Below are 14,747 nucleotides of genomic sequence, written 5' to 3'. Positions count from 1 at the left end.
GGGGCGTTACCCGAATTGCTCCGCAATACGGGAACAATTCCCTTCGGGAATTGTTGCATTCCGCTCCGCGCAATGCATGTGAATTGCTCCGCAATTCACCGCCTGCCCGGGGGTGGTGCACACTGTGTCAGCGGGCGTACCTACGTGGGGAGTTGGGGTTCAAGCTTGGCGGGCTGCGAGCAGGTTCGGTGAGAGTGCGGGCCACCCAGAGGGTGGAGGGAGCGTGCGGGATGACGGGGGCACTTGACCATGGCGGACGATCAACGCGGGAAGGACTCCCGAGATGAAGCGCGCTCGATCGAGTGATGCATCACTGTTGGCACTTCTCGATGTCGGGCACTACCCCCGGGGCGCGAGGATTGGAACGAGGGGTCTCCCCGCTGCCTTTCCATGTAGATCCGTGACGCAACGGGAATTACCTCGATTTCCCGCCCGGGATACTTCACCTTGATGGCCTTTTATATAGGACACGGATGTAATTTGCCCTACCCAGGAAATGACAGCCCGTCACTCTTCAGTCGGAACTCAGAAATTGCTGATGGGTGGGGAATTGGTCCAGGAGGCGGAGGGCTGCGATACGGGCGCTGGAGCCACCGCCGGGCGAGCCGGGAACCAGGGCCACGGCGCCCCTGTACGGGCCCCTGACAGCCGCGCACAGGCCGGGCGACAGTAGGCCCGGGAACACGCCCTCCACGCGGCCTGGCCGCCCTACAGCCCTCCCAGAGCGCGAAGGACACCCGGCCCCACCGGAACACACAGGCAGCTCCTCCCCGAGCCGGGTGTACTCAGGGTGTGCTGCGGGTCTGCTCACGGGTGTACTCAGGGTGTGCTCTGCCTCTCCCCGAACAACCGCCCTGACCTGCACGCCCGACGCCGGCTCGCGGAGGAGGGACAAGCCACCGTCCGGTTCAGTCTCGCCCCAGACTCACCGCCTGTGCGCTGTCTGGGGTCCGAACCTCCGCTGGACCCGGAACTACTCTGCGGCTGGCTTCATCGATCCAGTCCTGACAGATGAGTCTGCGTCCGCCGAGCCGTTGACCTCCCCTACGCCGGGACATGCCCCGGCGCCTGGTCTCGGTGGCCCTCCGGCTCCGACAGCACAGCGGCCTGGACACGGGCGGCGGCGCGGCGGCTTCCTCACGGGGTGACGTCGTCGGCATGGCAGCTGCCCGCACAGCGGGCGCTCCACCCCCGTGGGCATCTACCACGCCTGTGCTCCCCGCTACGCCGTCGCCTTCGCCGAGCACCTCGGTGAGTGTTCGAGGGCTGCGCTGCATCGGGCAGGATGTGCCGATGGCCGGTGCGCGATTTTTCAACGACGACCCCGTGGAGGGCAGCAGTAAGCGCCCCTGATCTGCTCGGACGGGAACGGTATGCGCGGCATGCCATCACGCTGCTGGGCCAGGTGCGGACGCAGAGCGAGTCCGGTGTTCTGGGGCTCATCGGTCCGTGGGGGTCTGGCAAGTCTTCTGTGCTGAAGATGATGCTGGCGCGGCTGGCGACGGAGAGCGGTCGCGACACGGGCTGGCTGGTGGTGGAGCTCAATCCTTGGCTCTACACGGATCTGGACTCTCTGGTGCTGGCGCTGTTCAGCGAAATACGCGCGGCGCTGCCTCGGGGCCGGCGGTGGTCCGAAGCGCGCAAGCAGATCGGGGAGTTCGGGGAGGCGATCAGTCCTCTGGGCAAGGCCACCGCGCTGCTCGGGCTGGATTCCGAAGGCGTGATCAAGCAATTCAGTCGGCGGCTGAGCGGGGAGGCCAGTGCGTCCGCTGCACGGCACCGGGTCGAGAAGGCCCTGCGGAAGACGGACAGACCGATTCTGGTGGTGATGGACGACGTCGACCGGCTCACCACAGATGAGCTGCTCGTGCTGTTCAAACTGGTCCGTCTGGTGGGCCGCCTGCCCCATGTGTACTACGTGCTCAGCTTTGATGAGCAGACCTTGCTGGATGTGCTGCAGCGCAGTGACCTGGTCCGCGACGACGATGTGTATCGGGCACGGGAGTTCCTGGAGAAGATCGTCCAGGTCCGGCTCGACCTGCCGGCATTCCGTGACCGAGAGCGCGCGGCCTTGGTGGAGCGGGTGATGAACACTCTGCTGGAGAGCCACGGTCTGGCTCTGAACACCTTGCAGGAGCGGCGCTTTGCCGACGCGTACGCGTGGCATCTGAGGGACCGGCTCGCGACACCGCGTGCGATCAAGCGGCTCTTCGCCCAGGCGCAGGCTGCGCTGCCTGAGCTGGTCGGCCAGGTCGACGTGGTGGACTTCCTGGTGGTGACTTTTCTGCGTACCAGTGAACAGGGCATCTATCGGATGCTGGGGCGGTACAGGGAGGAGCTGACCGGCACGAGCTTCGAGCGCTCGCTCCGCCGTACACCGCAGGAGGAACGGGAGGAGCTGTGGCTGGGCCGGCTGCGGGACGCCCATGTGTCTGAGGAGAACCTGCGAGGGGTGCTTCGTCTGCTGGCCATGCTCTTCCCCGAAGGTCAGCTGAGTGCCGGCCGAGGCGCGCACCATATGAACGCGGCGCAGCGAAGGGGAATCGGCAGCGGCGACTACTTCGACCGGTACTCCGTCTTCGGTGTACCAGACGATGACCTGCCGGAAGAAGCCTTCGACCGCGGCCTTAGGCAGCTGGCCACCGGTCAGCATGGGGAGGAGGCAAGCGCGCTGCTGCGGTGGCTGGAGCGGGACACCCACCGGTTTGCCCGCCGGGTCCAGCAGCGGCGTGAAACCGGCGGCCCGATACCAGCCGCTCCCCTGCTGGTGGCAATCGCCGAGCGCTGCGGGCAGCTCACTTCTGAGCGGGAAGGCTGGCTGAACGCGCAAGCGAGCCTCGGTTTTGCGGCGAGGGAACTCCTAACGGACCTCCCACCGGAGCAGCGGCCCGATGTAGTCGACAGCATGGCTGCCACCATGGACGGTGCGGTACTTGTGGGCTTCACCCTGCATGAGGTAACCAGCGGTGACGACAACAGGCCCGTTGAAGCCGAAGACGGGACTACCGAGGAATGGGTCATCGAGGCCCGCGCCCTGCTGGCCCGCCGGCTCAGCCACCACTTGTCGCCCGCGGAGGCCCGGGGACCGTCCGGCCTCACCGAGACAGACGTCAGCGCTATCTGGGTATGGCGTCACACCGACCCGCCCGGTGCCCGTAGCTGGATACGCCAGCGCCTGGACAGCTCCTGGGACCTCCTGCCGTTGCTGGCCCGTCTCATCCCACGGATGCACGGCCCGTGGCCGCTCATCGATGACACCAACCTCGCCAGCTTGGAAACACTTATCGGCCCTGACTACCTGCACGGGCGCCTCGAGGCCGTGCCCGATCCCCCTGCCGACGCCCGTACTCACGAAGACAAGATTCTCCAAGCGCTGCGCCACCGGGCCCGAACCGAACGGTCCCGCCAGACGACCGAAGACCACGAAACAGGCTACGAGCAGTGAACCCTAGGCGTACCCCGGCCCCGCATGACATACCCTCCAGCTCAAACGCTGGTCCGTGCGCCCGCCCGGCATCGCAGCATTCATCCGCCGTCAGGGTCGCCCCCTCCGCCACCGCCCTGCGTGAGCTGTCGGCATCCTGCTCCGGCACGCTCAGCACCTGGGCCACCCGCGCCCTGAACAAGGAGGCAGCCGCCAGCCGACGTGTCTCTGCCCGCTCCTTCGACTCCAGGCCTCAGCGGGAGGAGGCGAGGTCCGGTGACTGATCCGCCCCGCCCGCACCGCACGAGCATTCACCCACCGTTCGAACCGGGCGGGCCGACGGTTCAGGTCGGTGCGCCCTGCACGGCACCCGGCGCAGACGGACGGCACCGGAACCGCAAGCGGCGGTCAGGGCACTGCCTGCGCGTAGCGCCCTGACCGCCGCTTACGCGGCAGCGGTCGGCGGGCTAAGCCAGCGGGAAGCGGTCGGGCCACGCCAGGTGTCGTGTGGCGCTGCGGTGTGGGTATGTGCAGGTGTAGCGGGTCTTCCAGTCGGCCAGCGACCGGGGGTGGAAGGCCACGTCGATGACGCGGGAGGCCAGGGGGTGGCGGGGGCAGTGCACGCCGTCCCACTGGTCGGTGAAGTGCCTGTGGCCTGCCCAGTAGCCGGGCTCCTCAGCCCAGTAGGCGGGCTGGCCGCACGCGGAGCAGACGGTGACCTGGCCGGTGTAGTCGCGGAACCTGTCGCGCTCCGAGTGGTGGGCGCAGTCTGCGGTCGTCGTCACCGGCCAGGGGTACCGCTGGCGGACCCGCGTCAGCGAGAACTCCTCCCAAGCCATGGCGATCAGGCCGGCTGCGGCCGGGTACGCCGGGCAGAACACCGCGCCCGCCTGCTCGGTGAAGTGACGCGGCCCGCCGCTGGCTGTGGCGTGTGCGGGCTGCCCGCAGGCGGAGCAGATACCGATCGCTCCCGGGTAGGTGCGGATGCTCTCCAGCTGGCTGCGGATGGCCTCTGCGCGGCGGGTGCGGGCGTAGGTCCGGTCCTGGGAACCGGTTCCCTGGCGGGCGCGGAGGTCCTGCTTACGGCGGCGGTCACGGGTCATGGGTGATCCTCCCCGGCACGCCCACGCCCGCGCCGAAACGAGGAAGACTCATAATCCTGCGGCGCGATTCGGTGAACCTTGTCCTGGGCCGCGGGGTGCGTGGGAGCAGTTTCCGCGGGGAGTCCGGCGCGCGCCAGCGCCTCGCCTGGGATCGTAGCAGCCCCGCGCGGCGCCCCGTTGCACTCGTAGGGTTGGTCATACGAGCCGGCGGCGAGCACCGCTTCGCCAGCTCCGGGGACGACGGCCGGGGCGGAGGCCAGAACTTTCGACGTCCACCTTGCACTGACGCCACGCGGGCTGGAGGGCAACCTGGGGCCGGGGCCAGTTGTCCTTGGGGCATGACCTCTGCCAACCCTGATTCCCCGGCTGGCCAGCCGCCGACGTGGCCGCACTGCGGCCGGGGAGCTACTACGGACGATCCGGTCGGCTGCCGCGGAATCCACGTCACCGGACACACCGCGTGCCTGGCCCACCTGGACGACACCAACCGCACTGCCTACCTCAACAGCCTGGAACCCGGCGCGGACATCGACCACCGCGGCACCACCTTCACCACCGACCTCCTCATGGCTCTTCTCGACGCGGTACGCGACCCCACAACCAGCCGACCCCGCCTCGGCACAGCCTGGTTCCATGAAGCGGCCTTCAACGGCACCGCCGAGTTCCGCCGCGCAAGCTTCATCCACAACGCCAATTTCGACGGGGCGACCTTCACCCACGACGCCGATTTCGGCCGGGCGACCTTTAACCGCACCGCCCAGTTCCGCCGGGCAAGCTTCACCCACAACGCCAATTTCCGCTGGGCCGCCTTCACCCGCGACGCCGATTTCAGCGCGGCGACCTTCACCCGCAACGCTGATTTCAGCGAAGTGTCCTTCACCGGCAACGCATGGTTCTACGGGGTGGCTTTCAACCGCAGTGCCTGGTTCCGCAGGGCGACCTTTAACGGCCCCGCCGAATTCCGCAGCCTGACCTTCACTGGCAAGGCCGATTTCGGCCTGGCCTCCTTCACCGGCTATGCCCGGTTCAGTGGGGCGACCTTCACTCAGGACGCCGATTTCGGTGGGGCGACCTTCACCCGCAACGCCGAATTCGACTGGGTGACCTTCGCCCATGACGCCCGGTTCAACATGGTGCGGTTCGAGGAGGTGCAGCGGCTTGGGCCGATGCGGTGCCAGGGGGAAGTGGTACTGGATGGTGCGGTGTTCGGTCTGCCGGTGACGGTGGAGGTGAGTGCGCGGTCGGTGAGTTTACGGCGGACGCGGTGGGAGTCCACGGCCACGCTGCGACTGCGGCACGCCACCGTGGATCTGCCCGGGGCAGTGCTGGCGCATCCGCTGACCCTGGCTGCCGAGCCCGCCCCCTTCTCTCTCGACGACTGGCTGGAGGAGGTGCTGGAGGACGGCGAGGTGCTGGACTACGACACGATCCGGGGCAGGGATGAGGATGTGCGAGTGGCGGGCATCGGCGGGGTGGACGCCGCTCACCTGACCTTGACCGATGTGGACCTGTCCGGCTGCCGGTTCGCCGGCGCGATCCACCTGGACCAGCTCCGCCTGGAAGGCCGGATATCGTTCGCTCCCCCGCCCACCGGATGGCACCGACGCCGGGTGTGGCCGGCACGCTGGTCACCGCGGCGCACCCTGGCCGAGGAACACCACTGGCGCGCTGCTGTCACCGGCCAGCCTGCCAGGCTAGTCACTGACACGAGCGAGGCCACGGCTAGCGGGTCCATCGATGGCCGGCGGTGGCGCACCGGGGAGCATCATCCAGATCTGAAGCGCACCCCAGGGCCGGAGACGGTGGCGGCGCTGTATCGGCAGCTGCGCAAGGCGCTGGAAGACGGGAAGAACGAGCCCGGCGCGGCCGACTTCTACTACGGCGAGTGCGAGATGCGCCGCCACGACCACACCAGCACACCCCGGGTAGAGCGTGCCCTGCTGACGGTGTACTGGGCGGTCTCCGGCTACGGGCTGCGGGCCTCCCGGGCGCTGGCGTGGCTGGGCGCCGCGATGACCGCCACGGTGGCGGTGATGATGCTGTGGGGCATCCCCGCCGAGGAGCCGCGGCCGACCGTCACCGGCCGCCAGGTCGAAGCCGGACAGGACCTCGCGCTGACCACCGACACCCCGGCGCCGGTCAATCCCGCCGGCCCGCTGACCGAGCGCGTAAACACCGACCGGTTCGAGAAGTCCCTGCGCGTGGTGATCAATTCCGTGGTGTTCCGTTCCTCCGGCCAGGACCTCACCACCGCCGGCACCTACACCGAAATGACCACCCGCATCACCGAACCCGCACTCCTGGCCCTGGCCGTCCTCGCTGTCCGCGCCCGCATCAAACGCTGAACCCGCCACGGCGCGGGGAGCGGCTGCCGTCCTAGTACCCGAGACCAATGGCTGTCGCTGACCGCGGCAGCGCGGCAGTATGGCGGTGTCCCTCCGGCGTTCACCCGGTCTAAGCCCGTCCCAGCATCGGTGGCACGAGCCGATCCGGGAGCCGCACGTCCCTGGCGGTACGTCATGCGGTGCCTGTGTACGCTCCAGCGAGCGCAGGCGCGGGGCAGGATGCGAGGGGGAGGGCTGTGAGCAGGCAGGACCGGGCGGATGCGGTGGACCGGGAGATGGCTGCGCGTCTGCTGCCCGGTGTGGCTCTGGAGGCTCTGGGTCGCTGGTGGCGCGGGAACGCAGTGTGGCTGGCGGACGGGACGCCGGGCGCGCACACGGTTCGTTACAGTCCCAGCCGGTGGGCGCAGATCGCCCCCTGGCCCTCGGCGCTGGCTCCGGTAACCCAGGCCGGAGATGCGGACATCAGCCGGGCGCAGGTGGCGTTGATCGTCGCGGAGGCGCTACGGCGCGAGGATTACAGGGAGGCGCTGGTCGCCACCTACGTGTGGGGGAAGGGGAAGAGCGGCTCCCCCGGCGGCAGCGGACCCGCCACCCTGCACAAGATCCTGACCGCCGACGACCTGGACATGGTGCTGGCCCGTGCGGTCACCGCGCTGAGTGAGCACAGCGCCGAAGCGGCTTACGCGACACTCCAGGACCGCATTGCCTGGTTCGGCCCCTCGTTCTACACGAAGTTTCTGTACTTCGCCGGCAAGACGGTGCCGCCGTCGGCCGGCCCCGGACCGCTCATCCTGGACCGTGTTCTGGCCCGGCGTCTGCGGTCTCTGGCCCAGGCAGTCGGCCGGGAGACAGGGCACGATCCCGACGGGTCGGTCGCCCTCTGGGTCTGGCGGGAGTGGAACTGGTCGCCCCACCGCTACGCGGTCTACCTCTCCTTCATGTACGCAGCTGCCCGCCAGGCGGCGGCAATGGGCACTTGGCCGTCCGACACTGCGTCCGACCTGCTCGAATACGCGCTGTTCAGCACCGGATGGCAGTGATCCCCCTCTTCCCTGCCGGCCGGGATGTTGCAAAGCCGCCAGGTCAGCAGCTCCATGGAACGCGCGCAAGGGCAAGCCCGCGGACATCAGCGGCAGCGGATGCCCGGAGCCGGAGTGCGACCTGCCGTACAGCGTGATCGGGACCGTCTTCGAACCGTGCGGCCGACTTGTGGAATATGACGACGGGGACGCGCACGAAGACGAAGCGCAGGCACTCCCGGACAAGGACGACGACACCCCGCAGAACAACAGCACCGATGATTCCAGCAGCGGCGGACACTGACGTCAGGCTGGCCAGGTGTGCGGCGGGGTCAGTAGTCGAGCATCGGTCCGGTGAAGTCCTCGCCGTCGTACTGGGAATCCGCGGCCCAGCCGGTGGACGGTGGGCCGTTGCCGGGCTCGGTGTCGCACCACCCGGAACGCTCGCGGCGCTGCCAGTCCTCCCAGCTCGGCACCATCGGGTGGGCGCCGTGGCAGTTGGTACCTCCGACAGTGGGCCCTCTTCAACTTCCGGGGTTCCTTGAGGCGGGCGCGGCGTTAAGCAGCCCAACCAACCGAACTGACATTCGTATATGCGTCGTAGCCGGAGCCGAGGTCCATGATGATCTCGTCCCAGATGCCTTCCATCGCCTGGTGGTCGTCGTCCAGCCAGGCGTCGACGGCGGTGTTCCAGATGCGGGGGCGGACGTTGGTATGGCGCACGGCCAGGTCGCGGCGGTGGGGCTGTTGGACGTTGCGCTGGTCGACGGGGTCGATCTCGATCCGGGTCCCCCGGCCGTTGTTCGCGAGGCGGCGTTTGAGGTGGGGGGTGACCCGCTGGCGGCGCAGGTCCCAGTAGGCCCGGTCGAGCTTGGCGCGGTTCTTCGGGGAGGGGGAGCGTTTCCCGGCGGTCCAGGCCGCGAGGGCGCGCCGGCTGATGCCGGCGTCGGTGAGGGCGGTGCGGCCGGCGGGGGATTTGGTGAGGTAGTTCAGGCGTGCGGTCCAGCCGCGGCGGGTGTCGGGTGGGGAGGCGATGCCGGTGACCATGCGTTCGATCCCTGCGCCGAGGGCGCGGGCGCCGGGCACGCCCTGGGCGCCGAGCGCGCCGAGGTCGGCCCAGCGGTAGTTGTCGGCCATCAGGTGTCCCGTCCGGTGAGGGTGGCGGTGTAGGTGACGGGGTCGCCGGTACGTGAGTCGGTCTTGACCTTCATGTCGGCCAGGGCGGTGCCCTCGGTGAACACGGTCCGCCAGTCACCGGCCACGTGCAGCTCGTCCGTGCCCGCGACCGTGACCACGGTCAGTCCGGCGGTGGCGGCCTTGTAGGCGCGCCACCACAGGTTCGCGAATGCTTGGGAGCGGATGAGGTGGACCCAGTCCGGGCGGACCAGTTCACGGTTGTGGGGGCTCTCTCCGAGGGTGGAGACAAACTTCGCGTACATCTGCTTGACGTAGGTCAGGGTGATGTCGTCACCGGCCGCGAGGGCGTCGGTGCGGGCGTCGGCGAGGAGCTGGCGCAGGGAGTCCAGCAGTGTTTCGGTGGCGCCGGAGGTCCACGATTCATGGATCACCGGCGGAGCGTCGATCAGGCCGTACTTCGGCCCGGCGATACGCAGCAGGAGCCGCATCGTGGGTTCGGTGATCCACAGCGGGCCGGTCTCCTCCCGGTCCCCCAGCGGGCTCGGGCCGTTCGTGTGCCGCCAGGCCGGAGGGTCGATGAGGTAGACCCCGGCCCGCTTCCGGTCGTGCTCACCTCCCAACTGGTGCTCGAGGCGGCCGATCGGCAGCCACGTCTTGAACGCGGACAGGTACGCGGCATTGACATCCAGCGCCGTCACCGTCAGTTCGCCGTCCGGGGTACGGCGCAGGTTCGGGTGCCGCCAGGAGGGGCGCGCCTCCCAGACCAGATCCGCCTCCCGCTTGCTGGGCTTGGTGAAAATGGGCGGAAGCGCCGGGTAGGAGGTGTGCTCGTAGCGGGCCGTACGCCGCGTCGCCGCGAACAGGCTCATGACGTCCGGGATCGCGCGCTTGATCAGGGCCTCGGTCGCCGCGTCCGCGTCCCCGGCGGCGCGCTCCAACTCGGTGACGACGGCGGCGGTGATCTTCTCTGCGAGTTCGGAGCGGGTCTGTTCCGCCGTGGTGGGACGCGGCCGGTTCCGGTGGCGGTCGTGCGCGGCGCGGGCCTGCCGCGCCGCGGGGCTCTCCGGCGCATCCGGGGCCGCCGGTGCCGGCGGGGGAACGGCTTCCGGGGTGGCCGGCCGGGCGGCGGGGGCGGGGTAGCGCTGGGCCAGGCCGTCCAGGAGCTTGCCGTAGGCGGCCCGGTGAGCACCGGCCGGGTCAGTGGCACCGGTCTCCCATTTCGCGACGGTGGCCGGTGTGACGCCGATCGCGGCGGCGATCTGGGTGCGGGTCAACGCCCCGGCGGTGCGCAGCCGCTGGCGTTCGGCGGGGTCCGGGAGCGGGCGGGCCTGCTCCAGCAGCGCGTCGATCGGATCGGGCGGAGTCGTCATCGGGGCGCCTTCCGGGACGAGGTGGCCGCAGCGGTGGTGATGGTGGTCTGGGTGCCGCCGATGGTGTCGGCGCGGCGGTGTTCGGGGAGCCGGCGGACGGCGTGGTCCATCCCGCACAGCAGGTCGGCCGGTCCCATGCCGTAGTGAGCGGCCAGGTGGTGGAGGTCTTTCAGAGACCACGGGCGGGTACCGGCTTGCTTGCGGGAGACCTGGCTGCGGACGATGCCCAGAGCGTCAGCGAGGTCCGCGTGCCGTTCACCGGTCGCCCGCAGCAGGGCCGCGATCGTGTCGCGCAGATCACGCTCCGTAGACGTCATATGCCAAATATACACACGGGGTTACCTTTTGGCAACTTGCTGGTGGGGGGCGGTTCACCGACAGGGCGCCGCGCGTGATGCCGGTGGGGCTGAGTGAACCGCCGTGCGCGGGTGGGGTGATGAGGTGCAGAGAGGGCATGACGGACACCACCACCACGGCGACAGCGAACAAGTCGGCCGCCGACCCCGCCCCCTGGGCCCCGCAGCAGGACGACGGCCAGGACGGCCAGGAGCAGCTGCCGCTCGCCGTCCCGGCCGGCCTCGTGGACGCGCTGCAGGACCGGCTGGACGAGGAACTGGAGGGCACCGGGATCGACACCGGGGCACTGGCGCTGGACCCCGCCCGCACCGCCGCGTCCTGGAGCAACCGGTACCGGCCCGGGATGGTCCTGTGACCGGCGGCGGCATGCGGCGCGCCGTGCAGCTGGTGGGCGGGCCGCTCGACGGCGAACAGCTCGACCTCGACAGCGGCCAGGACCCGAGCGGTGGAGCGGACATGGTCGTCGACGGCTGGGAACAGCGCGCTGACTACGAACCGGACCCCGACGGCGACCCGCTGGCATGGCACTACCGCGGACCCTCACAGCCTGAGCGCGGGCACCGAGCAGCCTCCAGGGAAGCCACCCGGCCAACGAGCCGAACCCGACACGCCGCCATAGGGGCGGCTCCGGACGCACGGAGCCGGAGTGCGACGTGCTGGAGCTGGGACCCGCTGGTGACGACATCGTCGACCAGTAGACCGGGTTAAGGGTCCAGGCGGGGGCGAGGGGCGCGACGGGACCCTTAACCCGGTTAAGGGCCGCAGCGACGCCGGCCCCGGGCGTGGAGCTGGCGAGGACTCGGGGCTCCCGCAGCGGTAGTTGTCGACAGGTGCTTGACCAGGCCGAGAAGGTTGGTTCCCGTCGAGGTCAGGGGGCGGCGGATGTCGTATTCGATGAGCCCGCAGAGACTTCCAGAAGGGAGGCGCCAGCCACCCTGAGAGGTCAGAGGTACCCCGACCGGCCGAGATGAAGAATCCTTCTGAACGTCCCAACGGACGACCGCGAAGGGGAAACGCATGACCATCATCCGCTCCACCCGACACCGCAAGGGCAAGGCCGTCGCCGCCGCCGGCTCCGCACTGGTCTTCTCCGGCCTGCTGCTCGCGGGCGGCGCCGCCCCGGCGGCAGCAGCGCAATCGCAGGGAGTCGAGGCTTCGGTGAGCTGCAACTGGGTGAACCCGGCCAACGCCACCGGCACCACCACCCAGCGGCAGAGGACCGGTCCGGCGGGGACGGCCCAGGTCCGCTCCGGGTACCTCAACGGTGTCCAGTACGGCTGGGGCCGTGCGGTGAACACCAACGGCAACTACTACATCCGGTTCGAGGCGGATCTGACCGGGAACCGCCAGCCGAACTGTGTGTCCGTCCGGCGGGTCGGCGACCGCCAGTACACGCAGGCCCTGCGCACCTCTCCGTCCAGCACGGTGGCCTTCCGCTCCTGCGTGGTGGTGCTGAGCGGCAGCAGGTGTGAGGGCACCAACACCGTCACCTCCTGGTGGTGACGCCTCGGTGGCCGCCCAGCCTGCACCAGGCCGGCGGCCACCGGGTCAGCCGCCCGGCGTGTAGAGCGCCAGATACCGGGCCACCTCTTCGGCGTGGTCGCGGAGATGCTCAGGCACCCCGCCCCACTCGTTGACCCGCTCCCACGAACTGCGGTGGGCGAGCGTGAGGGCGACCTGGTGGTCCACCTCCAGGTCGTGCCGGACACGCGGGCTCACATGGCACAGGTAGCGGCCCACGGCGGGAATGGACATCTCCGGCGGGAACGGCGGCTCCGGCGGAACGTCCCGCTCCGGCCGCTCCTCGCTGGGCAGCCACCAGTACAGAACGCTCGGCGTCCAGCGGGCGATACCGAACTCGTCGTTCTCCGGATCGTGGAGATCGGCGTCGAAGTCGCTCTCCGCCTTCAGCAGGGCGGCGATCAGGGCCGGTGTGACCTCCTCCTGGTCGCAGACGTCGGCGGTGTCCACGATGAGCTTCCGCAGACCGTCGGGGATCCCTGCGTCGGTGGCCAGCCGGTCCGCGCCGTAGGGGGGCGGCTCAGACCCGGCCCGGGGGAGGAGTACACCGGCGGTGAGGGCCGCCAGCACGACGCCACCCGCGGCGGCTGTCAGCCACCGCCGCCGGGGGGCGGCCGCCAGCCGGGGCGAGCGCTCAGCCCCCGCCGCCTCCTCCACCTGCCGCAGCAGGGCCATAGGGCTGTAACCGGACCGCCCCTCATGCGTACGGGCCAGGCAGCCGGCCACTATGGGCCGCCACACTGCGGGGAGCGCCGGGGACAACCGCAGCTCCTCGGCCCCGGCCGCATACCGCCGCATGGCTTCCCGGCGAGCGGCGGCCGTGCTGCCCGGGAAGGCGTGCAGGCCGGTCAGCAGCAGATGGGCGAGCACCCCGAATGCCCAGATGTCGGCGGTCGTCCGTGTCTGACGGCCCCGCTCGGTTACCGGCTCGGAGGCCAGCTCTGGCGGCGCGTAGTCGCCGCTGGTGAAAAGCGGTGCGTACGCGTGGGTGCCGTCCAGCTCGGCGGCAAGGCTGAAATCGGCGAGCCGCACCGAACCATCGGCCATCAGCAGGACATTGCCGGGCTTGAGATCACCGTGTACCCACCCCGCCTGGTGCAGCTGAGCCAGCCCGGCGCAGACCTGCGCGAGCAGTGGCCCGGCACCGGGCAGCGGGCCCCCACCGTCGTCCCCCGTCTGTCGGAGCAGCACGGCGAGGGACGTCTCCGCCCGCTCCAGCACCAGCACGGTGGCGCCGTCCAGCTCCGGACGCCCAGGGTCCTCGACGGTCAGGACCTCGTACATGCGGATGAGCCGGGGGTGCCGCAGCCGCCGCAGCAGCGCCACCTCCCGCTCGGCGATGTCCCGCAGGTGGCTCAGGCCGCGTGGGGTCTGGGTGCCGGTGGGAAGGAACTTCAGCGCCGCGCTCTCCGGCAGCTCCTCCCCGTTCCCTGTCCGCCGCGCAGCGTAGACACTGCCGAAGGAGCCGGATGCCAGCGGCTCCTGGACCTCCCAGCGGCCGACCCGGTACCCGGCCGGTACCCGCACCGTTGCCCGCGCGCTCACCGCGCGACCCTTCCGGACACCGGGGATGCTGTGGCCGCACTGGCCGTCGTGGCCGTCGTCGTCCCTGCGGACGCCCACAGCAGCGCGAGGTCGTCCTCGCACAGGAGGTTGAAACGGAGGGCCAGGGAGACCAGCGACTCCTTCTTGCCGTTGAAGCGCGGCCCGCCCTCGGCCATCGTCTCCGGCGGGGGCTTGAGGCGGAGTTTCACCGCGAGGTAGTCGATGTTCCACTGGACGGCGGCCGAAGTCGCGGCGGGCCACACGGGTTTCAGCCGCCGGACGATCTCGGCCACGGTCGGCACGGGCGCGAACGGCTCCTCACGCAGTTTCGGCTCGCACAACGCGACCAGCACCAGGAAGTACCGCTTGGTACGGTCCAGGGGAAAGGCCGGTGCCGTGAGCTCGCCGGAGAGGGAATCCAGGGCCGGCACCAGATACTCGTGCTCCGGCGCCCACACGTCGAAGCTGAGTACCTCCTCGCCGGCTGGAAGAAGCACCCGCGAGAATTCGAACGGGATCGGCGCCTCCGCTCTCCCCGGAGCGATCTTGATGTGTTCTCCGGCGCCCTCCGGGTTCTCCACCACATAGGTCCGGCCGGTACTGAGGTTGGTCAGGCTCCAGTACGTGCTGGCGGCGGTGATGATCCCGGCCCGCCGGGAAACTCCCGCGTGCCGGATGACCAGATGCGGGCCGCCCGTACGCGGCCGGTCATCGGTGCGCCCAAAGGTGAGCACCTCTCCTGGGTTCAGCTCGAGGGTATGCGTGGTCATGGCACATGCCCCGGGCACTAGTAAGATGCGTGCCATTGCTTACCTCCCCCGTGAGGCGAATGATGCAACTGCTCCCCTCAACAGGATTGAGGCGGCAGTGCGTAAATGTACGGGCCTCTCCCCGTGCGCACCAGATGGTTTTCTGGCCTTCCTGAG

At 69.7% G+C, this 14,747-nt stretch carries 12 protein-coding genes; 5 read left to right on the top strand and 7 right to left on the bottom strand.

Features of this window, described 5'->3' with window-relative positions:
• Positions 1–1,285: 1,285 nt before the first annotated feature.
• Positions 1,286–3,445 (top strand): P-loop NTPase fold protein, encoded by a 2,160-nt coding sequence (locus PJ985_RS17965; RefSeq protein ID WP_271684834.1) that lies wholly within the window; start codon positions 1,286–1,288, stop codon positions 3,443–3,445.
• 446 nt (positions 3,446–3,891) lie between these two features.
• On the opposite strand, the gene PJ985_RS17960 is transcribed toward PJ985_RS17965, so the two are convergent.
• Positions 3,892–4,527, bottom strand: a complete 636-nt coding sequence (locus tag PJ985_RS17960; RefSeq protein WP_271684817.1) for a hypothetical protein — start codon at positions 4,525–4,527, stop codon at positions 3,892–3,894.
• A gap of 338 nt (positions 4,528–4,865) precedes the next feature.
• Between PJ985_RS17960 and PJ985_RS17955 the strand changes: the two genes are divergently transcribed.
• On the top strand, positions 4,866–6,872 hold the full coding sequence (locus tag PJ985_RS17955) for a pentapeptide repeat-containing protein (RefSeq protein WP_271684816.1): 2,007 nt from the start codon (positions 4,866–4,868) through the stop codon (positions 6,870–6,872).
• Between the two features lie 236 nt (positions 6,873–7,108).
• Positions 7,109–7,912, top strand: a complete 804-nt coding sequence (locus PJ985_RS17950) for an 8-oxoguanine DNA glycosylase OGG fold protein (RefSeq protein ID WP_271684815.1) — start codon at positions 7,109–7,111, stop codon at positions 7,910–7,912.
• Positions 7,913–8,223: 311 nt separating this feature from the next.
• Here PJ985_RS17950 and PJ985_RS17945 read toward each other — a convergent pair whose 3' ends face one another.
• From PJ985_RS17945 to PJ985_RS17930, 4 genes are all read right to left on the bottom strand, one after another.
• A complete protein-coding gene (locus PJ985_RS17945; RefSeq protein ID WP_271684814.1) occupies positions 8,224–8,370 on the bottom strand; it encodes a hypothetical protein in 147 nt (48 codons plus the stop codon).
• Positions 8,371–8,449: 79 nt separating this feature from the next.
• The gene (locus PJ985_RS17940; RefSeq protein WP_271684813.1) at positions 8,450–9,028 is read right to left on the bottom strand and encodes a transcriptional regulator; all 579 of its coding nucleotides are present in this window, start codon (positions 9,026–9,028) and stop codon (positions 8,450–8,452) included.
• Entirely contained in the window at positions 9,028–10,398 is a 1,371-nt protein-coding gene (locus PJ985_RS17935; RefSeq protein ID WP_271684812.1) for a helix-turn-helix domain-containing protein, read from the bottom strand. The genes PJ985_RS17940 and PJ985_RS17935 overlap by 1 nt, the downstream gene beginning before the upstream one ends.
• Positions 10,395–10,715, bottom strand: a complete 321-nt coding sequence (locus tag PJ985_RS17930; RefSeq protein ID WP_271684811.1) for a helix-turn-helix domain-containing protein — start codon at positions 10,713–10,715, stop codon at positions 10,395–10,397. The genes PJ985_RS17935 and PJ985_RS17930 overlap by 4 nt, the downstream gene beginning before the upstream one ends.
• A gap of 137 nt (positions 10,716–10,852) precedes the next feature.
• Between PJ985_RS17930 and PJ985_RS17925 the strand changes: the two genes are divergently transcribed.
• Both PJ985_RS17925 and PJ985_RS17915 read left to right on the top strand, forming a co-directional pair.
• On the top strand, positions 10,853–11,110 hold the full coding sequence (locus PJ985_RS17925) for a hypothetical protein (protein WP_271684810.1): 258 nt from the start codon (positions 10,853–10,855) through the stop codon (positions 11,108–11,110).
• A 662-nt stretch (positions 11,111–11,772) separates the two neighbouring features.
• A complete protein-coding gene (locus PJ985_RS17915; RefSeq protein ID WP_271684809.1) occupies positions 11,773–12,258 on the top strand; it encodes a hypothetical protein in 486 nt (161 codons plus the stop codon).
• A gap of 45 nt (positions 12,259–12,303) precedes the next feature.
• On the opposite strand, the gene PJ985_RS17910 is transcribed toward PJ985_RS17915, so the two are convergent.
• Complete coding sequence (locus tag PJ985_RS17910) at positions 12,304–13,821, bottom strand: serine/threonine protein kinase (RefSeq protein WP_271684808.1); 1,518 nt, start codon at positions 13,819–13,821, stop codon at positions 12,304–12,306.
• Positions 13,818–14,627, bottom strand: coding sequence for an FHA domain-containing protein (locus PJ985_RS17905; protein ID WP_443033513.1), 810 nt, complete (start codon positions 14,625–14,627; stop codon positions 13,818–13,820). Before PJ985_RS17905 ends, PJ985_RS17910 begins: the two co-directional genes overlap by 4 nt.
• Between the last annotated feature and the right edge of the window lie 120 nt (positions 14,628–14,747).

It is taken from the genome of Streptomyces sp. ACA25, assembly GCF_028200735.1.
Taxonomy (GTDB): domain Bacteria; phylum Actinomycetota; class Actinomycetes; order Streptomycetales; family Streptomycetaceae; genus Streptomyces.
The sequence above is the reverse complement of the archived record's forward strand: the minus strand, read 5'-3'. Positions and strand labels throughout refer to the sequence as shown.

Coding starts and splice junctions, on each gene's coding strand:
- PJ985_RS17925 (WP_271684810.1), top strand. CDS start 10,853: ATGACGGACACCACCACCACGGCGACAGCGAACAAGTCGGCCGCCGAC.
- PJ985_RS17915 (WP_271684809.1), top strand. CDS start 11,773: ATGACCATCATCCGCTCCACCCGACACCGCAAGGGCAAGGCCGTCGCC.
- PJ985_RS17930 (WP_271684811.1), bottom strand. CDS start 10,715: ATGACGTCTACGGAGCGTGATCTGCGCGACACGATCGCGGCCCTGCTG.
- PJ985_RS17960 (WP_271684817.1), bottom strand. CDS start 4,527: ATGACCCGTGACCGCCGCCGTAAGCAGGACCTCCGCGCCCGCCAGGGA.
- PJ985_RS17955 (WP_271684816.1), top strand. CDS start 4,866: ATGACCTCTGCCAACCCTGATTCCCCGGCTGGCCAGCCGCCGACGTGG.
- PJ985_RS17945 (WP_271684814.1), bottom strand. CDS start 8,370: ATGGTGCCGAGCTGGGAGGACTGGCAGCGCCGCGAGCGTTCCGGGTGG.
- PJ985_RS17935 (WP_271684812.1), bottom strand. CDS start 10,398: ATGACGACTCCGCCCGATCCGATCGACGCGCTGCTGGAGCAGGCCCGC.
- PJ985_RS17940 (WP_271684813.1), bottom strand. CDS start 9,028: ATGGCCGACAACTACCGCTGGGCCGACCTCGGCGCGCTCGGCGCCCAG.
- PJ985_RS17965 (WP_271684834.1), top strand. CDS start 1,286: ATGTGCCGATGGCCGGTGCGCGATTTTTCAACGACGACCCCGTGGAGG.
- PJ985_RS17905 (WP_443033513.1), bottom strand. CDS start 14,627: ATGGCACGCATCTTACTAGTGCCCGGGGCATGTGCCATGACCACGCAT.